This is a genomic window from Vicinamibacterales bacterium (assembly GCA_036496585.1).
Classification (GTDB): Bacteria; Acidobacteriota; Vicinamibacteria; order Vicinamibacterales; family 2-12-FULL-66-21; genus JAICSD01.
Genome location: DASXLB010000042.1, coordinates 118,233 through 144,326, shown reverse-complemented (window position 1 = coordinate 144,326; position 26,094 = coordinate 118,233). Strand labels below are relative to the sequence as shown.

25 protein-coding genes are annotated in these 26,094 nt (G+C 68.9%); 17 read left to right on the top strand and 8 right to left on the bottom strand.

Annotated features, from left to right (window positions below; genetic code table 11):
* Positions 1-37: 37 nt before the first annotated feature.
* Genes pyrF through VGI12_14055 form a run of 3 tightly spaced genes read right to left on the bottom strand, consistent with a single transcriptional unit; the run spans position 38 to position 2,507 of the window.
* Positions 38-742 carry an orotidine-5'-phosphate decarboxylase gene (gene pyrF, locus VGI12_14065; GenBank protein HEY2433797.1) on the bottom strand — a complete coding sequence of 235 codons (705 nt, stop codon included), beginning with the start codon at positions 740-742 and terminating at the stop codon, positions 38-40.
* Positions 739-1,677 carry a dihydroorotate dehydrogenase gene (locus tag VGI12_14060; GenBank protein HEY2433796.1) on the bottom strand — a complete coding sequence of 313 codons (939 nt, stop codon included), beginning with the start codon at positions 1,675-1,677 and terminating at the stop codon, positions 739-741. Before VGI12_14060 ends, pyrF begins: the two co-directional genes overlap by 4 nt.
* Positions 1,677-2,507: a dihydroorotate dehydrogenase electron transfer subunit gene (locus VGI12_14055; GenBank protein ID HEY2433795.1), complete on the bottom strand. Its 831-nt coding sequence runs from the start codon at positions 2,505-2,507 to the stop codon at positions 1,677-1,679. Before VGI12_14055 ends, VGI12_14060 begins: the two co-directional genes overlap by 1 nt.
* A 24-nt stretch (positions 2,508-2,531) precedes the next feature.
* Between VGI12_14055 and VGI12_14050 the strand changes: the two genes are divergently transcribed.
* From VGI12_14050 to VGI12_14020, 7 genes are all read left to right on the top strand, one after another.
* Positions 2,532-4,199, top strand: a complete 1,668-nt coding sequence (locus VGI12_14050) for an alkaline phosphatase family protein (GenBank protein ID HEY2433794.1) — start codon at positions 2,532-2,534, stop codon at positions 4,197-4,199.
* Between the two features lie 98 nt (positions 4,200-4,297).
* The gene (gene pyrR, locus VGI12_14045; GenBank protein HEY2433793.1) at positions 4,298-4,846 is read left to right on the top strand and encodes a bifunctional pyr operon transcriptional regulator/uracil phosphoribosyltransferase PyrR; all 549 of its coding nucleotides are present in this window, start codon (positions 4,298-4,300) and stop codon (positions 4,844-4,846) included.
* The gene (locus VGI12_14040; protein ID HEY2433792.1) at positions 4,846-5,775 is read left to right on the top strand and encodes an aspartate carbamoyltransferase catalytic subunit; all 930 of its coding nucleotides are present in this window, start codon (positions 4,846-4,848) and stop codon (positions 5,773-5,775) included. Before pyrR ends, VGI12_14040 begins: the two co-directional genes overlap by 1 nt.
* Entirely contained in the window at positions 5,772-7,079 is a 1,308-nt protein-coding gene (locus VGI12_14035) for a dihydroorotase (GenBank protein HEY2433791.1), read from the top strand. The genes VGI12_14040 and VGI12_14035 overlap by 4 nt, the downstream gene beginning before the upstream one ends.
* Positions 7,076-7,699 carry a phosphoribosyltransferase family protein gene (locus tag VGI12_14030; protein HEY2433790.1) on the top strand — a complete coding sequence of 208 codons (624 nt, stop codon included), beginning with the start codon at positions 7,076-7,078 and terminating at the stop codon, positions 7,697-7,699. The genes VGI12_14035 and VGI12_14030 overlap by 4 nt, the downstream gene beginning before the upstream one ends.
* Before the next feature lie 29 nt (positions 7,700-7,728).
* Entirely contained in the window at positions 7,729-8,598 is an 870-nt protein-coding gene (locus VGI12_14025; GenBank protein ID HEY2433789.1) for a TIGR02757 family protein, read from the top strand.
* The gene (locus tag VGI12_14020) at positions 8,565-9,065 is read left to right on the top strand and encodes a hypothetical protein (protein HEY2433788.1); all 501 of its coding nucleotides are present in this window, start codon (positions 8,565-8,567) and stop codon (positions 9,063-9,065) included. Before VGI12_14025 ends, VGI12_14020 begins: the two co-directional genes overlap by 34 nt.
* Before the next feature lie 6 nt (positions 9,066-9,071).
* Here the strand turns inward: VGI12_14020 and VGI12_14015 are convergent, their stop codons facing one another.
* From VGI12_14015 to VGI12_14005, 3 genes are all read right to left on the bottom strand, one after another.
* Entirely contained in the window at positions 9,072-10,178 is a 1,107-nt protein-coding gene (locus VGI12_14015) for a glycosyltransferase (protein ID HEY2433787.1), read from the bottom strand.
* A gap of 2 nt (positions 10,179-10,180) precedes the next feature.
* Positions 10,181-10,972: a glycosyltransferase family 2 protein gene (locus tag VGI12_14010; GenBank protein ID HEY2433786.1), complete on the bottom strand. Its 792-nt coding sequence runs from the start codon at positions 10,970-10,972 to the stop codon at positions 10,181-10,183.
* A 74-nt stretch (positions 10,973-11,046) separates the two neighbouring features.
* On the bottom strand, positions 11,047-12,669 hold the full coding sequence (locus VGI12_14005) for a TolC family protein (GenBank protein ID HEY2433785.1): 1,623 nt from the start codon (positions 12,667-12,669) through the stop codon (positions 11,047-11,049).
* Positions 12,670-12,814: 145 nt separating this feature from the next.
* Here VGI12_14005 and VGI12_14000 point away from each other — a divergent pair, with 145 nt between their 5' ends.
* The 9 genes from VGI12_14000 to VGI12_13960 all read left to right on the top strand — a co-directional run bounded on the left by VGI12_14000 (position 12,815) and on the right by VGI12_13960 (position 22,398).
* Positions 12,815-15,166, top strand: coding sequence for a prolyl oligopeptidase family serine peptidase (locus tag VGI12_14000; GenBank protein HEY2433784.1), 2,352 nt, complete (start codon positions 12,815-12,817; stop codon positions 15,164-15,166).
* Positions 15,163-16,023 (top strand): peptidoglycan DD-metalloendopeptidase family protein, encoded by an 861-nt coding sequence (locus tag VGI12_13995; GenBank protein ID HEY2433783.1) that lies wholly within the window; start codon positions 15,163-15,165, stop codon positions 16,021-16,023. The genes VGI12_14000 and VGI12_13995 overlap by 4 nt, the downstream gene beginning before the upstream one ends.
* A gap of 63 nt (positions 16,024-16,086) precedes the next feature.
* Positions 16,087-16,656 carry an orotate phosphoribosyltransferase gene (gene pyrE / locus VGI12_13990; protein ID HEY2433782.1) on the top strand — a complete coding sequence of 190 codons (570 nt, stop codon included), beginning with the start codon at positions 16,087-16,089 and terminating at the stop codon, positions 16,654-16,656.
* 33 nt (positions 16,657-16,689) lie between these two features.
* Complete coding sequence (gene truA, locus VGI12_13985) at positions 16,690-17,445, top strand: tRNA pseudouridine(38-40) synthase TruA (GenBank protein ID HEY2433781.1); 756 nt, start codon at positions 16,690-16,692, stop codon at positions 17,443-17,445.
* A complete protein-coding gene (locus tag VGI12_13980) occupies positions 17,442-18,227 on the top strand; it encodes an isoprenyl transferase (GenBank protein HEY2433780.1) in 786 nt (261 codons plus the stop codon). The genes truA and VGI12_13980 overlap by 4 nt, the downstream gene beginning before the upstream one ends.
* Positions 18,228-18,295: 68 nt before the next feature.
* Positions 18,296-19,156: a phosphatidate cytidylyltransferase gene (locus VGI12_13975; GenBank protein HEY2433779.1), complete on the top strand. Its 861-nt coding sequence runs from the start codon at positions 18,296-18,298 to the stop codon at positions 19,154-19,156.
* Positions 19,157-19,196: 40 nt separating this feature from the next.
* Positions 19,197-20,318, top strand: a complete 1,122-nt coding sequence (gene dxr / locus VGI12_13970) for a 1-deoxy-D-xylulose-5-phosphate reductoisomerase (GenBank protein ID HEY2433778.1) — start codon at positions 19,197-19,199, stop codon at positions 20,316-20,318.
* Positions 20,315-21,631, top strand: coding sequence for an RIP metalloprotease RseP (gene rseP, locus VGI12_13965; protein ID HEY2433777.1), 1,317 nt, complete (start codon positions 20,315-20,317; stop codon positions 21,629-21,631). The genes dxr and rseP overlap by 4 nt, the downstream gene beginning before the upstream one ends.
* Positions 21,601-22,398, top strand: a complete 798-nt coding sequence (locus tag VGI12_13960) for a DUF1028 domain-containing protein (GenBank protein ID HEY2433776.1) — start codon at positions 21,601-21,603, stop codon at positions 22,396-22,398. Before rseP ends, VGI12_13960 begins: the two co-directional genes overlap by 31 nt.
* A gap of 36 nt (positions 22,399-22,434) precedes the next feature.
* Here VGI12_13960 and VGI12_13955 read toward each other — a convergent pair whose 3' ends face one another.
* Entirely contained in the window at positions 22,435-23,208 is a 774-nt protein-coding gene (locus tag VGI12_13955; GenBank protein ID HEY2433775.1) for a hypothetical protein, read from the bottom strand.
* Between the two features lie 275 nt (positions 23,209-23,483).
* Between VGI12_13955 and VGI12_13950 the strand changes: the two genes are divergently transcribed.
* Positions 23,484-24,797, top strand: a complete 1,314-nt coding sequence (locus tag VGI12_13950) for an MATE family efflux transporter (protein ID HEY2433774.1) — start codon at positions 23,484-23,486, stop codon at positions 24,795-24,797.
* A 54-nt stretch (positions 24,798-24,851) separates the two neighbouring features.
* On the opposite strand, the gene ispG is transcribed toward VGI12_13950, so the two are convergent.
* A complete protein-coding gene (gene ispG / locus VGI12_13945) occupies positions 24,852-26,084 on the bottom strand; it encodes a flavodoxin-dependent (E)-4-hydroxy-3-methylbut-2-enyl-diphosphate synthase (protein ID HEY2433773.1) in 1,233 nt (410 codons plus the stop codon).
* Between the last annotated feature and the right edge of the window lie 10 nt (positions 26,085-26,094).

Here is a 26,094-nt window from a genome sequence, read left to right as displayed (position 1 = left end):
GTCTGAAGGCACGCGCCGAAGACAGCGGGAAAACGCTCTAACGTCCGCCAATCGCCTGCGCCGCGGCCAGCGGATCGGGCGCTGCGATAATCGGCCGGCCCACCACCAGATAGGAAGCGCCTGCGGCGATCGCCTCGGCAGGGGTCATCGTCCGCTCCTGATCGTCTTTCGCCGCCGCCGCGGTCCCGCCGCGGATGCCAGGTGTCACGATCGTGAAGGCGCCGCCGCAGCGGGTGCGGATGGCCTGCGTCTCCTGGGGGGACGCGACGACCCCGTCGAGCCCGGCTTCGCGGGTGAGCTCCGCGAGACGCAGGACCTGGTCCCGAAGCTCGATCACCACCCCGATGTCGCGCAGCGTCTCCTGGTTCATGCTCGTCAGCACGGTGACGGCGATGACCAGCGGAGGAGGGCTGCCCCGTCTGGCCGCCGCGTCGTGCGCCGCGTCGCGTGCCGCGCGCATCATCGTGGTGCCGCCACCGGCGTGCACGTTCACCATCCACACGCCGAGATCGACAGCGGCGGCGACGGCCGCGGCGACGGTGTTCGGAATGTCGTGGAATTTCAGGTCCAGGAAGATCCGGTCGCCGCGCTCGGTCAGCGCGCGCACCATCGACGGGCCCTCGGCAGTGAACAGGCGGCTGCCGATCTTGAATCCGCCGACCGCGCCGCGCAGCTGGTCGGCCAGGCCGAGCGCCGATTCACGCGAGGCGACGTCGAGCGCGACGAGAATCTTCTCCTTCACGACGACACCCTCGCCGTTTCGCGGGTGCTCGTGTCGACGGTGCCGACGATCTCCTGCAGCCGCACGATGCGGTGCGCGGCCATGTAGTCGCGGATGCCGGCGAGCAGCTTGCCCCAGATAAAGGGATCGACGAAGTTCATCGTTCCGATCTGCACGGCGTTGGCGCCCGCGATCATGAACTCGAGCACGTCTTCGGCGGTGGCGATGCCGCCCATCCCGACGATGGGAATCCTCACCGCGGAGCGGCACTCGTAGACCATCCGCACCGCGATCGGCCGGATCGCGGGTCCGCTCAGGCCGCCCACGACATTGGTCAGCCGCGGCCGCCGCGAGTGCACGTCGATCGCCATCGCCAGGAACGTGTTGACGAGCGAGATCGCATCGGCGCCGGCGTCCTCGGCGGCGCGCGCGAACGAGGCCACGTCGGTCACGTTAGGCGTCAGCTTGGGGATGACCGGCAGCGTGGTCACCTTGCGGACCGCACTCACCACCGCGTGCGTTCCCGGCAGACTGCAGCCGAACGTGATGCCCCCTTCCTTGATGTTGGGGCACGAGATGTTGAGCTCGAGCGCGTGCACGCCCTCGGCGTCCGACAGGATCCGCGCCACCTCGACGTATTCGTCGAGCGTCGTCCCGCAGATGTTGACGATGACGATGGCCCGGCGGGCGCGCAGTTCGGGCAGCCGCTCCGCGATGAAGCGGTGGACGCCGATCCCCTGCAGCCCGATGGCGTTGAGCATGCCCGACGGCGTTTCGACGATGCGCGGCGGCGCGTGCCCTTCGCGCTCGTGCAGGAACAGACCCTTGACGGCCACTCCGCCGAGTGTGGCGAGGTCGACGACGTCGGCGTATTCGACGCCGTAGCCGAAACAGCCGCTGGCTGCGATGAGCGGATTGGCCAGCGTCAATCCGGCGATGCCCAGCGAGAGATCCATCAGTGTTCTGCGACCGCGTCCCAGACGATCCGGTGCGCGTCGAAGACCGGCCCCTCGATGCAGGTGCGGGTGTGATGTGGCGTGCCGCCGTCGGCGCCGCGCGCCGGGACCACGCAGCTGTAGCAGCCGCCGAGCCCGCAGCCCATCACCTGTTCGAGCGAGACGTCGCAGGCGCGGTGATGCGCCGCGGCCAACTGCGCGCAGGCGCGCATCATCGGCGTCGGTCCGCAGACGAACAGTTTCAGCGGGTCGCCGAGCGGGTGCTGGCCAAGCGCCGCGTCGAGCGGCGCGGTGATGCGGCCGCGCACGCCGGCGCTGCCGTCCTCGGTCGCCAGCACGACGGTCACGCCGAGCGCACGGAACAGATCGACGCAGTAGAGCTCTTCCGCGCGTCGCGCCCCATAGAACAGGGTCGATGGCGTGCCGCGCGCCGCGAGCGCTTCGGCGAGCGTGACAAACGGCGCCAGGCCGACGCCGCCGGCGACCATCCAGGCTTCGGCGGGCCGGTCGACCGGCTCGAACGGCCGGCCGAGCGGTCCGAGCACCGATAGCCGGGCGCCCGCCTCGACGCGCGCGAGCCGCGCCGTGCCGACGCCGGCGCGCTTGTTGAGGATCGAAATGCCGAGCGGTGCGCCGGTGTCGTCGCGGAGGACTTCGAAAATCGAGAACGGCCTGCGGAGGAGAGGGTCCTGTCCGTCCGAGGTTCTGATCATCACGAACTGGCCTGGGCGGGCGCTGCCGGCGATCGCCGGCGCGGCGAACGCCAGCACGTTGTAGTCGGCCGACAGCCGGCGGTTTTCGATCACCGCCGCGTCGATGTCCACCGGCATCTCACGAAGTATACACTTGCGCCAATGCGCTTCCTGCGGCTGCTGACGAACTCGCTCGTCGCGGGCGCGCTCGGCGCAGCCTACCTGACGATTCTCGTCCTGCAGCTCAACCCGCAGATTCCGCTCGCCTCGGCGTCGGTGTGGCGCTGGTATCTGACGCTCGGCCTCTTCTACGGCATCCATCTCGCGCTGCTCTTCTACGTGTCGATGCTGCTGCGCGATTTTTTCAGTGTGTCGATTCTCTCGCCCGGGTGGATCAGCGTGCGGCTGCTGGCATGGCTGTCGGCGATCGCCGCGGCGGTGGCGGCGACGCTGATGTGGCTCAACCTGCGCGGGTTTCCGGCGCTCTTCGACGACGCGGCGGCGCGGCGGTTCACGTTCGGGGCCGCGGCGACCTCGGCGTCGGCGGTGGTGCTGTTCGGCATCGCGGTTGCGCATTACTCGTACGGGCGCCGCGGCAGCCGCGTCGGCGCCGCACTGCTGGGGATCGCCATGGTCGGCTCGCTGGCGCTGCCGCTCGCCGCGCGCGGCGCCGGCGGCGAGCCGCCGGCCGGCCTGCCGCGGTTGATGCTGCCGCCGCCGGCGGCGCGGCCGGGCTCGCGCATCACGATGCTGCTCATCGACGGCGGATCGCTCGAATACATCTGGCCGCGCGTCACCTCGGGGCGCCTGGCCAACTTCGGCCGGCTGCTCGACTCGGGCGCGTTCATGGACGTCGCGACGATCCGGCCGACCCAGCCCGATCCGGTCTGGGTCGCCGCCGCGACCGGCATGTACCCGGTGAAGAACGGCGTCCGCTCGGCCGCCACCTACTACGCCCGCGGCGACGATCGCGGCGTCGACCTGCTGCCGGACCATTGCTTTTCGCACGTGCTCGTCCGCCTCGGCGTCGTGCGCGGCGAGCCCAACACCTCGGCAGAGTGGAGGGCTCGCCCGTTCTGGAGCATCCTCAACGACTACGGCGTCAGCACCGGGATCGTCCGCTGGCCGCTCACCTATCCGGCACAGCCGATCGACGGATTCCTGATCACCGATCGGTTTCATCAGATGATCGGCTCGATGTTCGAGTTCGGCGGCGTCGGCTACCCGCCCGAGGTCATCCCGTCGGCGCGCGAGGCGTTCGAGGCGGGACCGCCGGCTCGCCAGCCCGACGAGCGCTACGAGGCGGCCATGTCTGCCGCGGCCGCGACCCGGCCGGTGCGGGTGACGGCGATCCGTTACCAGGGCGTCGACATCGCGGCCCACCACGCGCTGCCGGATTCGGACGCCAGCGGATTCGGCGACGCCGACCGCGAGGCGTTCGCCGCGCTCGACCGCGCCTACGCGGAAGTGGACCAGGAGATCGGCGCGACGCTCGAACGCATGTCGGCCGGCGATCTGCTGCTCGTGGTCTCGGGTTTCGGGATGCGGCCGGTCGCGCCGCTGCGGCGGATGGCCGCGCGCCTGCTGCGCGATCCCGAGGTGAGCGCGACGCACGAAGACGGGCCCGACGGGTTTCTGCTCGCCTATGGCACGCCGGTCGCGGCCGGCCGCAAGCCGCGCGGCTCGATCGTCGATCTCGCGCCGACGCTTCTCTATTTCCTCGGCCTTCCCATCGGCCGCGACATGGACGGCTACGCGCGCGCCGACCTGTTCGTACCATCGTTCACCGCCGAGCGGCCGATCACGTTCATTCCGCTGCACGGGCGGTAGGGATCACGGATCCCGGCTCCGGGATCGGCGGCGATCGGTGATATGCTGCGAGCCGAACCCTTTAATTGCCGCCCTGAGAGACGGCGAAGAGGTGAAGCATGCCGCCAGTCATGGACGCGGACCGCATGGCCCGCGCGCTCACGCGAATCGCGCACGAAATCCTCGAACGCAACAGCAATCAGCAGGGCACCGGCGATCTGGCGCTGGTCGGCATCCGGACGCGCGGCGTGCCGCTGGCGCGGCGGATCGCGCACAGCCTGCACGAGATCGTCGGCGCCGACGTGCCGACCGGCGCGCTCGACATCACGCTGTACCGCGACGACCTGATGCGCCACCCGGTGGGCCCGCAGCCGCTCGTCCGCCGCACCGAGATCCCCTTTTCGATCGACGACAAGCGCATCCTGCTCGTCGACGACGTCCTCTACACCGGCCGCACGATCCGTTCGGCGCTCGACGCGCTCGTCGACTTCGGGCGGCCCCGCTCGATTCAGCTCATCGTGCTCGTCGATCGTGGTCACCGCGAGCTGCCGATCAAGGCCGACTACGTCGGCAAGAACCTGCCCACCTCGGTCCGGCAGAGCGTGCAGGTGCGGCTGCTCGAGATCGACGGCGAGGACGAAGTCGTGCTCGAAGGAGAAGCGGCGTGATGCTGAAGTCGCGGCATCTGCTCGGCATCGCCGACCTCGGACCCGACGAGATCGCCCTCATCCTCGACACTGCCGAGGCGATGACGGAAATCGCCGCGCGCCCGATCAAGAAGGTGCCGACGCTGCGCGGGCGTACGGTGGTCAACCTGTTCTTCGAACCGAGCACCCGGACGCGGACCTCGTTCGAGGTGGCGGAGAAGCGGCTCAGCGCCGATACGCTGAGCATCGCCGTCGCGCAGTCGAGCGTCACCAAGGGGGAGACGCTGCTCGATACGGTGCGCAACCTCGAGGCAATGGCCCCCGACATGATCGTGATGCGGCACGCCTGCTCGGGGGCGCCGCACCTGCTGGCGCGCCTCTGTCGATCGGTCATCATCAACGCCGGCGACGGCATGCACGAGCACCCGACGCAGGCGCTGCTCGACGCCTTCACCATCCGCGAGCACAAGCGGCGCCTCGACGGCCTCAAGGTTGCGATCGTCGGCGATCTGCTGCACAGCCGCGTGCTGCGCTCGAACGTGCAGCTGCTCAACACGATGGGCGCCGACGTCTGGGCGTGCGGCCCGGCGACACTGATTCCCGCCGACCTGGCGCGCTTCGGCATCACGGTCACGACGTCGATCGAGCGCGCCGTCGCCGACGCCGATGTGGTGATGATGCTCCGCATCCAGCATGAGCGGATGCACGGCCACTTCATCCCGTCGACGCGCGAGTACTACGCGCTCTTCGGGCTGACGCCGGAGCGCCTCGGCCGGGCGAAGCCGGACGTCATCATCATGCATCCGGGGCCGATGAACCGCGGCGTGGAGATCGACTCGGAGGTCGCCGATGGTCCGCACTCGGTCATTCTCGCGCAGGTGACCAACGGCGTCGCCGTCCGGATGGCGGTGCTCTACCTGCTGGCCGGTCAGGAAGGTGAGGCAGATTGAGCGGGACCAGACTGCTGCTGAAGGGGGGACGGCTCGTCGATCCGGTTGCCGGGCGCGACGGGGAATTCGACCTGCTCGTCGAGGACGGCCGTGTCGCCAGGGTGGGCAAGTTGCTGCCGGCCGACGGCGCCGAGGTGTTCGAGGTCAAGCGCGGGTGGATCGTGGCGCCCGGCCTGATCGATATCCACGTGCACCTGCGCGAACCGGGCCAGGAACACAAGGAAACGATCGCCAGCGGCGTGCGCGCGGCCGTCGCCGGCGGCTTCACCGCCGTCGCCTGCATGCCGAACACGGATCCGGTCAACGATCATCCCGGCATCACCGAGCTCATCATGCGGCGTGCCGCCGCCGCCGCGCTCGCCCGTGTCTACCCGATCGGCGCCGTCTCGATCGGCTCGAAGGGGGAGCAGATGGCGGAGCTCGGCGCGCAGAAGGCCGCCGGGTGCGTCGCCTTCACCGACGACGGGCGGCCGGTCGCGAGCGCGCTGCTGATGCGGCGCGCCCTCGAATACGCAGGCATGCTCGGCGTGCCGATCGTCAACCACTGCGAGGATCCCTCGCTCAAGGGAGACGGCGTCGCCCACGAGGGGCTGGTGGCCTCGCGGCTCGGGCTGCGCGGCATCCCCGGCGTCGCCGAGTCGATCATGGTCGATCGCGACGTGGCGCTCGCCGAGTTGACCGGCGGTCCGTACCACGTGTGTCACATGAGCGCCTACCAGTCGCTGCGCGCGGTCCGCGCGGCCAAGGATCGCGGCATGACCAACGTGAGCTGCGAGGTCGCGCCGCACCATTTCGTGCTCACCGACGAGGCGCTCGAGGCGCCGGTGCGCTACGACACCAACCTGAAGATGAACCCGCCGCTGCGCGGGACGGCCGATCGCGATGCGATGCTCGACGGCATCGCCGACGGCACCGTCGACGTGATCGCCACCGACCACGCGCCGCATCATGCCGACGAGAAGCTCGTCGAATTCGACAACGCGCCGTTCGGCATCGTCGGGCTGGAAACGTGCGTGCCGCTCGTGTTCGAGCGTCTCGTGCACACCGGCCGCATCACGCTGGCGCGGGCGATCGCGCTCCTGTCGGCCAATCCGGCCCGCGTGTTCCGCCTGCCGGGCGGCACGCTGGCGCCGGACGCGGCGGCTGACATCACCGTGCTGGCGCCGGACGCGCCGGTGACGATCCGCGCCGCCGCGCTCGCATCGAAATCGAAGAACACGCCGTTCGACGGCTGGCAGCTGCGCGGCGGCGTCGCCGCCACCATCGTCGGCGGGCGGATCGTGTACAGGAACGAGGGGCTGTGACGAGAATCGACGACCTGCGGCGGCACGCGCTGAGACAACTCGAGGATCTCGAGGTGCTCATGCGCAACGGGCATTTCGACTATGGCAACGGGTTCCACGGGCGGGTCTATCTCAATCCGCACCAGCTCTTCCGGCATCCGTCGACGATCTGGCGGCTCGCGCAGGATCTGCTGGAGATGCTCCCGTCCGACCTCCTCGAGCGCACGGAGGTGGTGGCGGGACCGGCGATGGGCGGCGCGCTCCTCGCTCATACGCTGGCCGGCCTGCTCGACGGCCGCCGCGCGCTGACGCATCCGCCGTGCAGCTTCGCGCCCTTCAGCGGCGGCGGCGGCAACCACGATTTCAGCCTGCGCGCGTTCTACGCGCGCGAAATCGCCGGCCGGCGCGTGCTCATCGCCGACGACGTCCGCAACACCGGCACGACGCTGGTACGCTGCGCCGACCTGGTGCGGCAGGCCGGAGGCACGGTGCTCGCCACCGTCCAGATCTGCGATCGTCTGGAGGCGATCGCCGATGTCGGCGTGCCCAACTACGCACTCGCCGAATACAAGGCCCCCGAGAATGTCCCGGTCGCCGACTGCCCGATGTGTCGGGCTGGCGAGCCGATCACCAGCTTCTAGCGGATCGTCGCGATGTCAGGGACGTCGGCATGCCTCGTGTGAGCAGGTCCGGGACCGGCCTTGCCGGCCGGCTCGATCTCATCTATCGGGACTATAACCGTGAAGAATCGGCCGCCGATCCGGTGCAGATCGTGCGCCGCTACGCCGAGCCGCGCGATCAGGAGATCGTCGGCTTCTGCGCCGCGGCGCTCGCGTTCGGCCGCGTGCAGAGCGTGCTCAACACGGTGAACACGCTGGCCGCGCTGCTCGGCGAGGCGCCGGCGGCGGCGGTGCGGCGGTTCGACCCGGCGGCGCCGCATCGCGAGCTGCGTGGCATGGTCCACCGCTGGATCCGCGGCATCGACATCGTCGCGCTGCTCTGGATACTGCGCCAGATGCTCGACGCCGCCGGTTCGATCGAGGACTTCTTTGCCGAGGGGCTCGCCGCCGACGCGGTGGATGTCGGCGACGCGCTCGACAGCTTCTCGCGGCGGGCGCTCGCGCTCGATGTGCGGGCCGTTTACGGCCGCCGTCCGCCGAAGCGGGCGGGGGTCGGCTATTTCTTTCCGCGCCCGTCGGCGGGCAGCGGTTGCAAGCGCCTGAACTTGTTCCTGCGTTGGATGGCGCGGCGCGACGAGGTTGATCTGGGCGTCTGGACGAAGCTGCCGCCCGCGAAACTGATCGTCCCGCTCGACACGCACGTGATCCGGCTGGGGCGCTGCCTGCGGCTGACCCGCTACGCGTCGCCAGGCTGGCGCATGGCGGCCGACATTACCGCGTCGTTGCGCGCGATCGACCCGATCGATCCGGTGCGGTTCGACTTCTCGCTCTGTCACGTGGGGATGATGCAGGCCTGCGGCTTCGGTCGCCGGCAGGGAGATGCGCAATGTCCGCTAAAGGGGTTCTGCCGGCCGCGCTGATGGCCGCGTTCATCGTCGCGGCGATAGCCTTTGGCGCCGGCTACGTGCTGGGGGCGCGGCGCATCGCGCGTTTCGCCAGCGCGCCGGCGCGCGATGGAGTCGCCTACGTGCTCGAGGGGCGCTGCGCCGCCGGCCTGTGCCAGTCGTTGTGGGTCGGCAGCACCGTCAAGGCGGCGCGCGCCGTGGAAACGCTGAGCGGCCCGTCCGAGCAGGCCGACGAAATCGCCTGGACACCCGACGGCGGCCGCGTGGCCTTCCTCGTCAATGGCTACCAGCTCCGCCTGTTCGACGCGCACACCGGCGCCAACCTGGGCGCCATGACGGTCATCGATCCCGACGGCTACCCGACGAGCCGCATCGCGCGAGGCCTGACGTTCTCGACCAACGGCGCGGCGATCACCTTCGACGACTGCCCGCGCGATCACTCGGGGTGCAAGCCGGGTCTGATGGCGATGCGGCCGCGGTAGCCAGGACTACGCCTCGACGTGGGTGTGCATGCAGACCCGCTTGTAGAGGTCGAGCGTGTCCTGCACCATGCGCTCGGACGAGAAGCGTTCGCGGACGCGGCGCGCCCCGGCGGCCCCCATCGCGGCGCGCAGCGCCGGATCCTCGAGCAGCCGGACGATCGCCGCCGCCAGCGCCTCTGGATCGCGAGGCGGCGTGAGGATGCCGGTGACGCCGTCGGCCACCACTTCCGGAATCCCGCCGGCGGTCGTCGCGACGACCGGCTTTCCACACGCCATCGCGTCAAGCAGGGAGGTGCCGAGCCCTTCGGTCACCGAGCTCATCACGAAGACGTCGAACGCCTTGTGCACCGAGAGCACGTCCGGTCGGAAGCCGGTCAGGAAGACGTGCTTCTCGAGATGCCGATCCCTGATCTGGCGTTCCAGCGTCTGGCGCAGCTCCCCCTCGCCGGCAATCACGAAACGCGCGTCGGGTACCTGCGTGACGACGATGGCGGCGGCATCGATCAGGTGACGTTGGCCCTTGTGCGCGACGAGCGCCGCGACGTTGCCGACGATCGGCGCCTGGTGCGGCAGCCACAAGTCGGCGTGCAGATCGGCTGGCGGCGCCGCGTCGACGTGCCCCGGATCGATCCCTTCATGGATCGTCACGGCCCTGGACGCCGGCACCCCGTCGCCGATCATCATCTGGCGGATGGCGTCGGAGGCGCAGGCGAAGCAGTCGACCTGGCGGTACTTCCAGCGCGACAGCGCGTTGCCTTTCAGGCGGAAGTCGACGCGCCGCGAGGCGACGAGCGGCGGCTTGGCGATCTGGGTGCTCATCGACAACGCCAGCGCCGCCATCGCGACCGCATGGGGATCGTGCGCATGGAGGACATCCGGCTTGAGCTGTTTGACGAGCCTCGACAGCCGCCATGCGGCCGAGAGGTCCATCTCGTTGGCCGGCGCGAGCGGGATGAGGTCGTGCCCTTCGCTGGCGCGGCGCCGCAGCTCGCCAGCCGGGTGCGCCACGAGCAGGCTGCGATGGCCGAGCGCGCGCAGCCCGAGCACCGTCAGCAACACCTGGTTCTGGCCGCCGCGCCAGGTGCGGGCCGAGTCGATCTGGATCGAAAACATCGCTAACGGTGGCCGTGATCGGCGTGCCCAGGCGCGGGATCGGGGACGCCCGGCATGCCGAGCTCCCGCGTCTTGGCGAGCTTGAGGAACACGTAATAGGAGTTCAGGACCGAGACGATGAGTCCGGTGCCGCCCAGTCGGAAGCCGCCGCGCAGGACGTAATTGCGGAAGAAGGCGAACGGTGGGTGCAGCGCGATCCCGGCCAGCGTCGCGCCGCGGCGATCGGCGCGGTTCTGTTGCGCCGCCAGCGCCGTATACCGGTCGATGGTGGCGAGGTGATGGCTGATGTCCCGATACGGATAGTGCTGCAGGTCGTGCCGCAGCAGGCCAGGCTCGCCGTCGAGCGCCACCGACTCATGGACGACCCGTCCATTCCACCGCCCGGCGCGCCGGTCGTAGAGGCGAAGCTGGTAATCGGGATACCAGTCGGTGCCGCGGATCCAGCGTCCGAGATAGAAGCTGACGCGCGGGACGCGATAGCCGCGGCGCGGCGGCTCGGTCGCGAGCACCGCGCGGACTTCCTCGGCCAGCTCCGGCGAGACCCGCTCGTCGGCGTCGAGCGACAGGATCCACTCGTGGGACGCGAGCGAGGCGGCGTAGTTCTTCTGCTCGCTGTAGCCGGGCCAGCCGCGCACCTCGACCCGCGCCCCCGCCGCGCGCGCGATCGAGGCCGTGTCGTCGCCGCTGCCGGCGTCGACCACCACGATTTCGTCGGCCCACGCCACCGACGACAACGCGGCGGCGATATTGGCCGCCTCGTCGCGGGTGATGATCGTGACCGTCACCTTCGGCACGCCCGCAGTCTATACAAACAGACGAGCCCGGCGCGACCACGCTGCCCACCCTCGGTTCCGTCGGCTCCTTCGTGCTACCGGATGGGGGACGTCTGCACGGCTTCGAAGTCGACGACCGATCGGTTGTAGTCGATGATCGCGCTCAGCTCCGACTGGCGGGCGCGCGACAGGTCGCGCTGGGTCTGCAGCACCTCGAACGTGCTCGCCAGGCCGACCGCGAAGCGCTTGTTGTCGGCGGTGAGCTTCTGCTCGGCCAGCTCGCGCGCGCGGGTCGTGGCTTCGACGCGGCGCAGGTTCGTGTTGACGTCGCGTCCCGCCTGCCGCACCTGCGTCGTCACCGCCATCTCGAGATTCTGCAGGTTCTGCCCGTCCTGCTGTTTCTGCAGCTTCAACTGCGCGAATGCCGCGTCGGCGTTGCTCGTCCCGAGCGGGTATGAGACGTTGACGCCGAAGCTCCAGGTCTTGAAATCGTTGCCGAACACGTCGTGCAGCGCGTCGGTGAAACCGCGCACCGTCTGGCCCGTGACGATCGACGAGCCGTCGATGGCGTTGGTGCCGTAGATGTTCTGCGTGCCGGCGATGCCGGTCAGCCCGTAGCGCGCCGTCAGGTCGACTGCCGGCAGCTTCTGGTTGCGCGCGTACGCCATGTTGATGTCCGTGTTCTGCATCGTCTTCTTGAAGGACTGGATGTCGGTGCGGTTCTGCAGCGCGTTCTTGACCGCGGCGTCGACGTTGATCGCGCGCGGCGCCAGCGTCGGCTGCTCACTTGGCACGAAGCGCGCCGTCCAGAAGTCGGGCTGGTTCGGGTTCATGAGCAGGGTGCGCAGCTGGTCCTGCGCCGTCTCAATCGCCGCCTGCGAGACGATGACCCCTTCTTCGTTGCTCGCGACCTCGGCTTCGGCCGAGACGATGTCGATCTGCGCCATCGTGCCGACCTCGACGCGCGTCTGGTTGTTCTTGAGCGATGTCTTCGAGACGTCGAGCGACTGCTGCGCCACCTCGAGCCCCGAGATCGAGCCGATGAGCTGGTAGTAGGCGGCCCGCACGTTGCGCGCCGTCTGCGTGATCCGCTCCTGCAGCTGGATGTCGGCGGCGCTCGCCAGATTCTGGCTCAGCGCGAGCTGCTGCCGCGTCGCGTCGATCTTGAAATTGCGCAGCAGCGGCTGTGTAAAGGTGGCGTTGAAATCCGATCCGAGCTCGGGACTGAACAGGGTGTACGACGCAGTCGAGGTGGCGCGCGTGCCGTCGAAGGCTACCTGATAGCTGGCGCCGCCCCACTTGAGCAGCTGCTGCACGCCGGCCGTCGCCGCCACGCTGCCGCTCGTCACCACGTTGACGCCGCTCGCCGACAGGAAGTCGGTCGGCGGGGCGGTCGCGTTCCGCTGGCTCACCGTCGAAAACAGCGTCGGCGCGTAGGCCGAGATCGCGCGCGAGATCCCGAGCACCTGGATCTGGGGATTCAGCTTCTCGATCTGCACGCCGAGGTTGTTCTCGAGCGCCAGCTTCACGGCCTCGTCGATCGACAGCGGCGTCCCCTGGACGATGGCCTCCCCACCGGGTGACGGCGGCAGTGACGGCGCCGTTCCCTGGGTCTGTCCGGAAACGGACAACGGCAGTGCGGAAACGAACACGACGACCGCCACGCCGATCGCCGCCGGACGCGCGAACAAGGCCCGGAATTGCTGGTACAAACGCATTACAGTGCTCTCCAAAGTGTTGTGCCGACGAATGTCACGCCGACCTGTAGCAAGAACCAGTGCGGCCCTATGTTGGACGGCCCGAAACGCCGTCCGGTTCTCTTGGTGTGTAAAAGTATTGGGCATCATGCGCACGCCTACGTTTGTGAAGCTGGTGCCTCTGGCGCTCCTGGCCGCGGTTGCGCTGCCGACCGCCCAGGCGCCCGCCGCCTTTCCCCTGACCGTCGACAACATCATGCGAGGTCCTGACCTGGTCGGCTACCCGCCCGAAAACCTGCGCTGGGCGGCCGACTCGCGGACGCTCTACTTCGACTGGCGCCGGCCGGGCGAAGAGGACGCCTCGACGTACTCGGTCGGGCGCGACGGTGGACTGCCGGTGAAGCTGACCGAGGCGCAGACCAGGACGGTGCCGCCGCCGAACGGGCGCTGGGACAAGGCGCACGCGCGTGTGGTGTTTGCCGACCACGGCGACATCGTGCTGCTCGACGCCGCCGGCACGCGCCGGATGATCACGCGCACCAGCGCGACCGAGACGAGCCCGCGATGGGTGCGGCACGACACCGCAATCACCTACGTGCGCGACGGCAACCTCTATCTTGCCGCGCTCGACGGCGCCGGTGTGCAGCAGTTGACCGACAACGGATCAAAGAAGCCGGAGCCGCGGCTGACCGACAGCCAGAAGTTTCTGCGCGATCAGGAAGAGCAGCTGCTCGACGCGGTCAAGGAGGCGCACGACCGGAAGCAGAAGGCGGACGACAAGGAGAAGCAGGAGAAGCTGCCGGCGCTCGAGCTCCAGGATCGCCAGACGGTCGTCGATCTGATGCTGTCGCCAGACGAGACGCACGTGTTCGCCGTGGTCGGCGAGCGTCCCGCCGGCGCGCGCACCGTCGTCGTGCCCAGTTGGGTCAACGAGACCGGTTACGTCGAGGACATTCCCGGCCGGACGGCGGTTGGCGATACCCAGAACCGGCTTCTGCTCGCGATCATCAATGTGAAGACCGCGAAATCGGTGTGGGCCGATGCCGGCTTCGCCGGCTCTCCGCCGGACGCTCCATCGAGCGCAGGGAGGAAACCGGAGCGTGACATCCGCTGGTCGATGCCCGCGCTGTCGGAGGATGGCACGCTGGCGGTCGCCGGCGCGCGCTCAGCCGACAACAAGGACCGCTGGTATGTCACCGTCGATCCCGAGAGCGGCAAGACCCGCAGCATCGACGTGCTGCACGACGATGCCTGGATTCGCGAAGCGGGCGGCGGGTTCGGCGCGCCGGGCGCGGCATTTCTGCCCGACAACAAGCGCGTGTGGTTTCTGTCCGAGCGCGACGGCTGGATGCACCTCTACACGATCGACGTCACCGATCCCGCCGCGAAGGCGAGGCAGCTGACGTCGGGCAAGTGGGAAGTCACGGAGGCCACGCTGTCGAGTGACGGCCGCCGGTTCTACCTCACCACCACGGAAGTCCATCCGGGCGAACGTCAGGTGTATACCGTTCCGATCGACGGCGGCGCGCGCACCCGGCTGACCTCGATGAGCGGGTCGAACCAGGCGGTGGTCTCGCCCGATGATTCGACGCTCGCTCTGATCTACTCGTACAGCACCAAGCCGCCCGAGGTCTACGTGATGGCGAATGCCGCCGGCGCGAAGGCCACGCAGGTGACCACCAGTCCGACGCCGCAGTGGCGCAGTTTCCCGTGGATCGATCCGCAGGTGATCACTTACCCGGCGCGTGACGGAGCCGAGGTGCACGCGCGACTCTTCACGCCCGAAATGATCGGCGCCAGGCGCGATCCGCTGCATCCCGGTGTCGTGTTCGTGCACGGCGCCGGCTACCTGCAGAACGCGCACCGCTACTGGTCCGACTACGCGCGCGAGTACATGTTCAACAACCTCCTCGCGTCGCGCGGCTACGTTGTCCTCGACGTCGACTACCGCGCCAGCGCCGGCTACGGCCGCGACTGGCGCACCGCAATCTACCGCCACATGGGCGGCAAGGATCTCGAGGACGTCGTCGACGGCGCGACCTACCTAGCGGCGAAGGAACAGGTGAACCCGAAGCGGATCGGGGTATACGGCGGCAGCTATGGGGGGTTCATCACGCTGATGGCGATGTTCACGACGCCGGACGTCTTCGCGGCCGGAGCGGCGCTGCGCCCGGTCTCCGACTGGGCCCACTACAACCACGGCTATACGTCGAACATTCTCAACGTGCCGCAGACCGACGCCGAGGCGTATCGACAGAGCTCGCCGATCTATTTCGCCGCCGGACTCAAGGGAGCGCTGCTCATCTGTCACGGCATGGTCGACACGAACGTGCTGTTCCAGGATTCCGTGCGGCTGGTCGAGCGGCTGATCGAGCTGCACAAGGAGAACTGGCAGTTCGCCCCTTACCCGGTGGAGAACCACGGCTTCCTGCGCAACGCGAGCTGGGCCGACGAATACACGCGGATCCTCAAGCTGTTCGAAGACAACCTCCGGACCGGCAAAGGGAAGACGTCGTGAGCCGTCTGCGCACGGCCGGCGTGCTGCTGGCCTTCGCCGTGCCGCTCGCGGCGCAGCAGCCGATCGACGTGCGCGCCCGCACCACTCGTCCGGGCGACGTGTTCCTGGTGACCGTGGCGAGCGGCGTCGCCCCGTCGGTTCGGGTGTTCGATCGCGACTGGCCGGCGTATCCGGCGAGCGGCGGGACGTGGCGGGCGCTGGTCGGCATCGATCTCGACACGAAGCCGGGGCGCTACGAGCTGACCGTGCGCATGGGCGAGTCCTTCGCCCGCCGCACCGTCACCGTACAGCCGCGGGTCTTTCCGACGCGGCGTCTCAGCGTCGATCCGGACCTGGTCCATCCGCCCGCCGATCAGCAGGCCCGCATCGAGCGCGAGACGCGCGAGGTGACCGAGATCTGGGACCATCCCGCGCCGAAACGTTTGTGGGGCGCGCCATTCGAGGCGCCGGTGCCGGATGCGGCGAACAGCGCGTTCGGCACGCGCAGCATCTACAACGGCGAAGCCCGATCGCCGCACACCGGCGCGGACTTTCTCAGTCCCGCCGGCCGTCCGATCCATGCCCCGAACGATGGCCGCGTCGTGCTCGCCGCGCCGCTGTATTTCAGCGGCAACACCGTCATCATCGATCACGGACTCGGCGTGTTCTCGCTGCTCGCGCACCTGTCGGAGATTGACGTGAAGGCCGGCGACACGGTGACGCGCGGCGAGCTGGTCGGGAAAGTGGGCGCGACCGGACGGGTGACCGGTCCGCACCTGCACTGGGCGGTCCGCGTCGGCCATGCGCGGGTCGACCCGCTCGCATTGCTGGCGGTGGCCGGGTCAACGGCCGGCGGTCCGCAACAGGAAGGACAGTAGCGGGGCGATCGCCGCCAGCGGACATGCCGCACGTCGATGGCTCCGCTGTAGACTGGGCCGCACATGACTGACGCCGACGTGCTCGATCTGTTCCGCCACGCGGGTGCGCTGCTCGAGGGGCACTTCACGCTCTCGTCGGGGCTGCACAGCGATCGCTATCTGCAGAGCGCGCTGGTCCTGCAGCATTCTGATTTCGCCGAGCAGCTCGGACGTGAGCTGGGGGAGCGGACGAAGCACCTGCAGCCGACGGCCGTACTGTCCCCCGCGCTGGGCGGCATCGTGATCGGTCAGGAAGTCGGCCGCGCGCTGCAGGTCCGCGCGATCTTCGCCGAGCGACAGGACGGCCGGCTGACGCTGCGCCGCGGCTTCACGCTCGACTCCGCCGATCGGGTGCTGATCGTCGAGGACGTCATCACGACCGGCGGCTCGACGCGCGAGACGATCGCCGTTGCGGAAGCCGCCGGCGCGCAGGTCGTCGGCGCCGCCTCGATCGTCGATCGCGGATCCGACGCGGCTCGGCTCGATGTGCCGCTGCAGTCGCTGGTCAAGATGCAGGTGGCCGCCTACGAGCCGGCCGCCTGTCCTTTGTGCGCGTCGGGCGTGCCCGTGGTGAAGCCTGGCAGCCGCGCCTGACGAGGAGGCTTGGAGCCCGGGCGCACCCTCTGCATGCGCACGATCAAGCTGACCGTCGCCTACGACGGCACCGGTTTCGTCGGATGGCAGCGGCAGGCGAGCGGGACGTCGATCCAGGGGCTGATAGAGGACGCCCTGGCGCGCATCGACGGCGGCGCGGTGACGCTGCACGGGGCCGGGCGGACCGACGCCGGCGTCCACGCCACCGGTCAGGTGGCGAGCGCGCGTATCGGCTGTCCTCATGACGAAGCGACGCTGCTGCGGGCGCTGAACGCCCACCTGCCGCCCGCGGTGCGCGTTTGCGACGTGTGTGTCATGTCGGACGACTTCCACGCGCGATTCAGCGCCACGGCCAAGACCTACGAATACCGAATCTGGAACGGCCCGATCGTGCCGCCGGCGCTGCGGCTCTACGTCTGGCACGTCCCGCAGCCGCTCGACCTGCCGTCGTTGCAGCAGGGGGCCGACACGATTCCCGGCCAGCACGACTTTGCCGCCTTCCAGGGAAAGGGCGCGACGCCCCGCTCCACCGTGCGTCGGGTGCGGTCGGCGGAGTGGCGACAGGCCGCCGATGGCTCGCTGGTGTTCGAGATTCGTGGCGGCGGCTTCCTGCGCCATATGGTGCGCCGCCTGGTGGGCACGCTCGTCGAGATCGGGCACCGCCGCCGCGACCCGATGGATCTCGAGCGCCGGTTCGCCGATCGCGACCGCTCCCTGACCGGCCGCACCGCCCCTCCCGAGGGGCTGTTTCTCATCAAGGTGGAGTACGATACGCGACGGGCATCATGAGCCTCGAGAACATCCTGGCAGACGTGCAGCCCGGTTCGGTCGAGGAGTCGCTGGCGCGGCAGGTCGACTTCGACCGGCTGCCGGCGCACATCGCCGTGATCATGGACGGCAACGGCCGCTGGGCGGCGCAGCGCCACCTGCCGCGCGTCGAAGGGCACCGCGCCGGCATCGAGTCGGTCCGCGCCGTCGTCGAGGGCTCGGCGCAGCTCGGCATCCGGGTGCTGACGCTCTACGCCTTCTCGGTCGAGAACTGGAAGCGGCCGCCCGCCGAAGTCTCGACGCTGATGCTGCTGCTCAAGCGCTACCTGCGCTCCGAGCTGAACACGCTGCTCAAGAACGACATCCGCTTCCAGCCGATCGGCCGCATCGACGATCTCGCGCGCGACGTGCAGCACGAGCTGCGCGCCGCGGAACAGAAGACGGCGAACAACCGCGGCATGCTGTTCAACATCGCGCTCAACTACGGTGGCCGCGCCGAGATCGTCGAGGCGGCGAGGAAGATGCTCGCCGCCGGTGTGAAGCCGGACGCGATCGACGAACCGACGTTCTCGAACTACCTCTACACCGCCGGCCAGCCGGATCCGGATCTGCTGATCCGGACGAGCGGCGAGATGCGGGTCAGCAATTTCCTGCTGTGGCAGATCGCCTACGCCGAGATCTGGGTCACCGACACGCTCTGGCCCGACTTCCGCAAAGGCCATCTCTTCGAAGCGGTCCTCGCGTATCAGAAGCGCGAACGCCGCTACGGCGGCATCAAACAGCCGGCCGTGGCCGGACGCTGACCGCCGGTGGCAGAAGACAGCAGCCAGAAATCAGAAGACAGAATCCAGCAGGTGGAAGGTAGCAGACTGTGACACGGGTCTTGTCAGCGTTGGTGCTGTTGCCCGTCGTCATTGGGACGATCTGGTTTCTGCCGCCGGCCGGGACGCTCGGGCTGGCCGTGGTCGCCGGCGTGCTCGCGTTGATCGAATTCAGCGCGATCGCCAGGGCGTTTGGTATCGACGTGCCACGGGTCGTGGCCGGCGCTGCGATGATTCTCGTCATCGTCGTGATGGCGTGGGGCGATCTCGTCGACCAGCATCGGGCGATGGAAGGCGGCTACCTCCTGTTCCCCAACTACCTGCCGGTTGTCCTGCTCTCGGCGCTGCTCGTCGGCGGGGCCGTCGCCGTCGGGCGAGGCAAACCAGGACCTGGCGTGCTGGCGGACGTCGCCGGGACGCTGTTCGCGCCGCTCTATCTCGGGCTGCCGCTCGGCGCGCTCGCCTGGGTCCGCGGCAACTGGTGGTTCGCGGTCGGCACCGGCATCGACGGACGCGCGGCGGTGCTGCTGCTGCTCGGAGTCATCGTCGTGAGCGACTCCGCGCAGTACTACACCGGCCGTGCGTTCGGCCGCCGTCCGCTCGCGCCCGCGATCAGTCCCAAGAAAACAGTCGAGGGGGCGATCGGCGGTGTGGTGTTCGGGACGGCCGCCACGATGATCGGCGGCCACTACATCTTCTTCACCACGCCGCTCTGGATCGTCGGCCTGCTCGGCGCCGCGCTCGCGTTCCTCGGCATCGTCGGCGATCTGTTCGAGTCGCTGCTGAAACGCAGCGCGGGCGTCAAGGACTCGTCGAACCTGATCCCCGGCCATGGCGGCGTCCTCGACCGCATCGACAGCTGGCTGTTCGCCGCGCCGGTGTACTACATGTTCGTCCGCTTCATCGCATGAACCTTTTCCACCTGCCATCTTCTGTGTCCCGGCTCCTGCCGTGAAAGGGATCGCGATCCTCGGCTCCACCGGCTCGATCGGGCAGAGCGCGCTCGCGGTGGTCGACGCCCATCCCGACAAGCTGCGGGTCGTCGCGCTGGCGGCGGGCGGCAACGCCGAACGGCTCGGCGAGCAGGTGAAGAAATATCAGCCGTCGCGTCATGCGCTCGCCGCCGACCGCGGACCGGAGTGTCTGATCGACATTGCGACGCACCCCGACGCCGACGTCGTGCTGTTTGCCTCGTCGGGCACCGCCGCGCTCGACGCGGTGCTCGCGGCCATCGAGGCGGGAAAGACGATCGCGCTCGCCAACAAGGAGATCCTGGTGATGGCCGGATCGGTGGTGATGGCGGCGGCCAAGCGCCGAGGGGTCGCGGTGCTGCCGGTCGACAGCGAGCACAACGCGATTCACCAGTGTCTGCACGGCCGCGCCCCGGCTGAGGTGCGCAAGCTGCTGCTCACTGCGTCGGGCGGACCGTTCCGGACGCTCTCTGCCGACCGTCTGGCGCATGTCACCGCCGCCGACGCGCTGCGTCATCCGACGTGGCGCATGGGGCCGAAGATCACGATCGACTCGGCAACCCTGATGAACAAGGGGCTCGAGGTGATCGAGGCGCGCTGGCTGTTCGACGTCGGCGCCGACCGGATCGAGGTGCTGGTGCACCCGCAGTCGATCGTCCATTCCATGGTGGAGATGATCGACGGATCGGTGATCGCGCAGCTCGGCGTCACCGATATGCAGCTGCCTATTCAGTATGCGCTGTCGTATCCCGAGCGCTGGCGCGCGCCGCTGCCGCCGCTCGACCTGGCGCGCGCCGGACGCCTGGAGTTCGAGGCGCCGGATCTCGGGCGCTTCCCATGCCTGGCGCTCGCGTTCCGGGCGCTGGGCGGCGCCGAGGGGCTGTCGATTGTGTTGAACGCCGCCAACGAGATCGCCGTCTCAGCGTTCATGGACGGGCGCCTCGCCTTCCCGGGGATCGGCGACGTGATAGCCCGAACGATGGATGCCTACGAAGGGGACGGCGGTGGCCATGTAGCAGGACTCGACGACGTCCGAAAGATCGATCGCTGGGCGCGGGCCTTCGCGGCCCGGACGACCGCTGGGGTACAATCGACCTCTTGACCATCCTCGCTTTCCTGTTCGTGCTAGGCGTGCTGATCTTCGTGCACGAGCTCGGCCATTTCCTGATGGCCCGGCGGATCGGCGTCCGGGTGCTCACGTTCTCGCTCGGCTTCGGGCCGAAACTGATCAACGTCAAGCGCGGCGACACCGAGTACTGCATCAGCGCAGTTCCGCTCGGCGGCTACGTCAGGATGGCGGGCGAGAACCCCGAGGACTCGCCCACCGGTTCGGCCGACGAATTCCTCTCGAAGGGCAAGTGGCAGCGGTTTCAGGTGCTCATCATGGGTCCGGTGATGAACCTGCTGCTGTCGATCGTCGTGATGACGGTGGTCTTCTATCAGGGGGCCCAGGTGCCCCTCTTCGAGCAGCAGGCGGTGGTGGTCGGCAGCTTCGCCGACAACTCGGTGGCGCAGAAGGCCGGCGTGCGGGTCGGCGACCGGATCATTGCGGTCGACGGCAGGCCTACCGACACCTGGGATCAGTTCTCGATGGCGATCGTGCCGAAGGCGAAGCGGTCGGTCGGCCTGTCGCTCGTTCGTGCCGGAACCCCGGTCGCCGTCACGGTCGTGCCCGACGCCCAGGGCAAGTACGAGATGGGCGACATCGGCGTGCAGCCGTTCGTGCACCCGGAGGTCGACGAGATCTACCTGGGGCAGCCTGCCGCCGAAGCGGGCCTGCAGCACCGCGACGTGATTCTCGGAGCCGGCGGCGAACCGGACATCACCTACGACCATCTCATCACGAAAATCCGCGGCAGCGAGGGGAAGCCCCTCGTGCTGACGGTCAGGCGCGGCAACACCGTCATGCCGATCACCGTGACGCCGCGCATGAGTGGCGACGTCGTGATGATGGGCGCGCAGCTGCGCCCCTACGAGACGAAGACCGTCGATCCCGGGCCGCTGCAGGCCTTCACGCTGTCGATCGACAAGAACTGGGAGTGGGCCAAGCTGATCGTGCAGACGCTGGTCGGGCTCTTCACGCGCGAGACGTCGGTCAAGCAACTGATGGGACCGGTGGCGATCGCCGATCTCTCGGGCAGCGCGGCGCAGGCCGGCTGGATTCAGCTCTTCAGCCTGATGGCGATGATCAGCCTGAACCTCGGACTGCTGAATCTGATGCCGATTCCCGTCCTCGACGGCGGTCACATCTTCATCCTCGCGCTCGAAGGACTCGCCCGCCGCGATTTCAGCATCAAGGTGAAGGAGAAGGTGCTGCTGGCCGGCTTCGTCCTGCTGCTCGCCCTGATGGTCACCGTCATCTACAACGACCTGATGCGCATCCAATGGATCGAAAAGCTGGTGCCCTGGCGTTAGCCGGCGTCCTGGCGCTTGCCGGGCTGACGCCGCGTGCTCAGGAACGGGAGCCGGTCGGCACCGGCACGTTCTCCATCCTCGGCTACGATCCCGACACCGGTGAGCTCGGCGCGGCGGTTCAGTCGCGCGTCTTCTCGGTCGGCAACGGTGTGCTCTGGGCCGAAGCCGGGGTCGGGGTCGCCGCGACGCAGGCCATCGTCGACGTCGGCTACGGACCGAAGGCGCTGGCGCTGCTGCGCGACGGTCTGACGCCCGGCGCGATCGTCACGGCCATTCTCGACAGCGATCCCGATCCCGGCTATGCGGGTCAGCCGTGGCCGAAGGCCGGACGCCAGTTCGCCGTGATGAACCCGAAAGGGGAATACGCGGCATACACCGGCCCGCAGGCGGACGCATGGGCCGGCAACAAGGCCGGCCGGTACTGTACCGCCCAGGGCAACATCCTCGCGGGCGAAGCGGTGGTCACCAACATGGTGAAAGGCTTCGAGGAGACCAAAGGTCCGCTCTCGCTGCGGCTGGTCGCGGCGCTCGAGGGCGGCCAGGCGGGCGGCGGCGACACCCGCGGTCAGCAATCGGCGGCGCTCGTCGTCGTCAAGAAGGACTGCGGCGTCTGGCTGCACAACGACAGCGTGCTGCGGCTGCAGGTCGACGACAACCCCGAGCCGATCAAGGAACTGCGGCGGCTGGTCGAGAAATCGGTGGCGGCATCATCACGCGCCCGCCGCGCGCGCCCCGGCTGCGAAGGCGTGAACGGCGGACCGAAGTAGGCCGGACCGTCAGGCCGGCGAACCGGCGGGTTCGCCCTACTTCTTCTTCTTGCGCGTGGGCGGGGCGATTCGCGCGTAATCGGCCTCGGCGGCGATGTAGATCGGCTCCATCCAACGGTGTTCCTGCTTCTCCAGCACCGGTTTGAGCAAGTCGCGCGCGGCCGCCTTGTCGTTGCGGAGCAGCGCTTCGACGGCCTCCATGTAGGTGCCGGAGATCGAGCCGGTGCCCTTGGGCGTCTTCGAGGTCAGCGATCCCGGCAGCGTGATCGCCGGCGCTGCCTCGGCCTCGTCAGGCGGGGAGGGGCGCGGGCCCGCCTCGACGCCGGCCCGTCGCGCCGCGAGGTAGCCGAACAGCCCCGGATCCGGACACTTGGCGTACTCGTCGTGCGCCTGCAGGTAGTCGGCCAGCAGATAGAGCGACAGCCCGCTGCCGCAATGCGCGTCGGGCAGCGCGTCGGCCGCCTTCCGGTACTCGCGCAGCGCCACGTCGAACTTGCGGATGACGATGAAGCCGCGCCCGCGCTCGAGGTGAATGGCGGGCGTGTCGGCGTGCCCTTCGAGTGCGCGGGTGAGCGTTTCGAGCGAGTCGCCGACGAGTCCGAGGCCGCGCTGCGCCCGGGCGAGGCGCAGGATCGCTTCGGCGCTCGACGGGTCGTGCGACACCTCCGCGCGCGCCTGTGAGGCTTCGTCTTCGAGCCGCGCCCGCTCGGCCCGCGGCAGCGGCGGCGGATAGAGCGGCTCCTTCAGGAGCGACATCGTCTCTGGCTGCTGCGCGAGCAGCGCCGCGAACGCCAGTGGCAGCAGATGCATGCTCTGTATAACGTACCCTATCGGGGTGACTCCCAGAACCAGCGTGCGATGCGAGCGAGCGCGGCGAGGCGAGGAATCCGCGGAACGCCGCTGTGTGAGAAGCGAGCGAGCGCCGCGCGAGGAATCCGCGGAAGGCCGCTGTTTGCGAAGCGAGCGAGCGCAGCGACGCGAGTCACGCGCCCGGCGCGCGCCGACCGAGCGGCGCGCAAGGGCGCGTGTAGGGGAGTCCGAGGGGCAAAGCCCCTCGGTTAATAATGCCTCGTGAGCTGAAACCGATGCTCGCGCTCGCCACGCCGGTCGTCCTGGCCGAGCTCGGGTGGGTGACGATGGGGATCGTGGACACGCTGGTGGTCGGCCGTCTTGGCGCGGCCGCCATCGGCGCCGTCGGTCTCGCCAGCATGCTGTTTTTCGCGGTCGCGGTCTTTGCGATGGGGCTGCTGCTCGGGCTCGATCCGCTCGTGGCGCAGGCGTTCGGCGCCGGCCGTCTCGACGAATGTCATCGATGGCTGGTCGATGGCCTCTGGCTCTCGTTCTTCGTCGCCGTACCCACCGTAGCGCTGCTCTACCTGCTCCGCGCCACGCTGGGGCTCTGGGGCCTTCCGCAGGACGTGTTGGTCCTCGTCCGGCCGTATCTTGCGATCCTGATCTGGAGCCTGCCGCCGCTGCTGCTCTACGTGGCCTGCCGGCGCTACCTGCAGGGCATGAACCTGGTGCGGCCGGTCACGTTCGCGCTCGTCTCGGCGAACCTGGTGAACGCCTTCTTCAACTGGGTCCTGATCTTCGGACACCTGGGCGCGCCGGCGATGGGTGTGCCGGGCTCCGCCGTGGCCACGCTCCTGGCGCGGATCTTCATGGCGCTGGCGCTGCTCGGCGCCATCGTGCAGCACGAGGCGCGCGTCGTGCCGAAGCTGCGCGACACACCGATGGCGGCCGACCTGGCCCGGCTGCGGCGCCTGTTCGCGCTGGGTCTGCCGGCAGCGGGGCAGATGGTGTTCGAGGTCGGGGTGTTCTCCGCGGCGACCGCGCTTGCCGGGCGCGTGTCGGCGGATGCGCTGGCGGCTCACCAGATCGCGCTCAACATGGCCGCCTTCACCTTTATGGTGCCGCTCGGCGTCGCGTCGGCCGCCGCGGTTCGCGTCGGACAGGCAATCGGGCGCGGCGATCCTCGAGGCGCAATGCGATCCGGCTGGACCGCCATCGTCATCGGCGCAGCCTTCATGGCGAGCGCCTCCGCGGTGTTCCTTCTCGCGCCACACGCGCTGATGCGCGCCTTCACCGACGACCCGGCGGTTGCGCATCTCGGAGCAAGCCTCCTGTTCGTCGCCGCGGTGTTCCAGCTCTTCGACGGCGTGCAGGGCGTCACGACCGGCGCGTTGAGAGGACTCGCCGACACGCACACCGCGATGCTCTGGAATCTCGGCGGCCACTGGCTCATCGGCCTGCCACTCGGGTACTACCTGTGTTTCTACCGGGCATATGGCGTGGTCGGCCTGTGGTGGGGACTGTCGACCGGGCTGATCATCTGCGGCGTGGCGCTCCTGCTCGTGTGGATCGGCAGAGCCGCGGGTCTTGCGGCGGATTCCCGGTAGCGCCAGAAGACAGGAAGCAGAAGTCGGATGGCAGAGGGCCGGCAGGCCCGACCTTCAGCTCCGCCGAGCGTACTTGTGCTCGACGTAGTTGTCGAGAAGCTCGCGGAACGCCACGGCGAGTTCGTCGTAGGTGCCGCGCAGCGTCGTTGCGTGAACGCCGTCGATGAAGACCGGGCAGTTCGGAGCCTCGCCGGTCCCGGGCAGGCTGATGCCGATATTGGCGGCCTTGGATTCGCCCGGGCCGTTCACGACGCAGCCCATGACCGCCAGGGTCATCGTCTCTACACCCTCGTACTGCTTTTTCCACTCTGGCATGCGTTCGCGGACGTAGTCCTGCGTGCGCTCGGCGAGCTGCTGGAACGTGCTGCTGGTGGTGCGTCCGCAGCCCGGGCATGCGGTGACGCTCGGCGAGAACGCACGCAGTCCGAGCGCCTGGAGCAGCTCGCATGCGGCGTAGACCTCTTCGCGCCGGTCGCCGCCCGGCCGCGGCGTCAGCGACACGCGGATCGTGTCGCCGATCCCCTCGTGGAGCAGAATCCCCATCGCCGACGCCGACCAGACGAGTCCCTTCGTGCCCATCCCAGCCTCGGTCAGACCGAGGTGGAGCGGCTGGTCGGTGCGGCGCGCAAGCGCCCGGTAGATCGAGATGAGATCGCTCGGCCGCGACGTCTTGCAGGAGATGATGATCTGATCGCGGCGAAGGCCGGATTCAAGCGCCAGCTCGGTCGACTGCACTGCGGAGAGCACCATGCACTCGTTGATGATCTCTTCCGAGCTGTGCCCGAGGCTGCGGTCGGTGTTCTCCTGCATCTTCGCGACGACCAGCTCCTGGTTGAGCGAGCCGCCGTTCACGCCGATGCGCACCGGCTTGTTCCGATCGCGCGCCACCCCGCAGATCGTGGCGAACTGCTCGTCGCGGCGCCGGCCGGTGCCGACGTTCCCTGGATTGATGCGGTACTTGTCGAGCGCCGCCGCGCAGGCCGGATAACGCGTCAGGAGCAGATGTCCGTTGTAGTGGAAATCGCCGATCAGGGGAGCCGTGACTCCGGCATCGAGCATCCGCTGCTTGATCTCGGGCACCGCCGCGGCCGCTTCCGGAAGGTTGACGGTGACCCGGACCATCTCCGATCCCGCCTCGGCCAGCTCGATGCACTGCTGCGCCGTCGCTTGCGCGTCAGCCGTATCGGTCATCGTCATCGACTGCACGACGACCGGCGCGCCGCCGCCAACTTGAACATTTCCCACCCGGACGCCGATACGTTTGTGGAGTTTCAGTACGGTGGGCATCTCGGCGGTG

Coding starts and splice junctions, on each gene's coding strand:
- VGI12_14060 (HEY2433796.1), bottom strand. CDS start 1,677: ATGGATCTCTCGCTGGGCATCGCCGGATTGACGCTGGCCAATCCGCTC.
- VGI12_14055 (HEY2433795.1), bottom strand. CDS start 2,507: ATGCCGGTGGACATCGACGCGGCGGTGATCGAAAACCGCCGGCTGTCG.
- VGI12_14050 (HEY2433794.1), top strand. CDS start 2,532: ATGCGCTTCCTGCGGCTGCTGACGAACTCGCTCGTCGCGGGCGCGCTC.
- pyrR (HEY2433793.1), top strand. CDS start 4,298: ATGCCGCCAGTCATGGACGCGGACCGCATGGCCCGCGCGCTCACGCGA.
- VGI12_14040 (HEY2433792.1), top strand. CDS start 4,846: ATGCTGAAGTCGCGGCATCTGCTCGGCATCGCCGACCTCGGACCCGAC.
- VGI12_14025 (HEY2433789.1), top strand. CDS start 7,729: ATGCCTCGTGTGAGCAGGTCCGGGACCGGCCTTGCCGGCCGGCTCGAT.
- VGI12_14020 (HEY2433788.1), top strand. CDS start 8,565: ATGTCCGCTAAAGGGGTTCTGCCGGCCGCGCTGATGGCCGCGTTCATC.
- VGI12_14015 (HEY2433787.1), bottom strand. CDS start 10,178: ATGTTTTCGATCCAGATCGACTCGGCCCGCACCTGGCGCGGCGGCCAG.
- VGI12_14005 (HEY2433785.1), bottom strand. CDS start 12,669: ATGCGTTTGTACCAGCAATTCCGGGCCTTGTTCGCGCGTCCGGCGGCG.
- pyrE (HEY2433782.1), top strand. CDS start 16,087: ATGACTGACGCCGACGTGCTCGATCTGTTCCGCCACGCGGGTGCGCTG.
- truA (HEY2433781.1), top strand. CDS start 16,690: ATGCGCACGATCAAGCTGACCGTCGCCTACGACGGCACCGGTTTCGTC.
- VGI12_13980 (HEY2433780.1), top strand. CDS start 17,442: ATGAGCCTCGAGAACATCCTGGCAGACGTGCAGCCCGGTTCGGTCGAG.
- VGI12_13960 (HEY2433776.1), top strand. CDS start 21,601: ATGGATCGAAAAGCTGGTGCCCTGGCGTTAGCCGGCGTCCTGGCGCTT.
- VGI12_13955 (HEY2433775.1), bottom strand. CDS start 23,208: ATGCATCTGCTGCCACTGGCGTTCGCGGCGCTGCTCGCGCAGCAGCCA.
- VGI12_13950 (HEY2433774.1), top strand. CDS start 23,484: ATGCTCGCGCTCGCCACGCCGGTCGTCCTGGCCGAGCTCGGGTGGGTG.
- ispG (HEY2433773.1), bottom strand. CDS start 26,084: ATGCCCACCGTACTGAAACTCCACAAACGTATCGGCGTCCGGGTGGGA.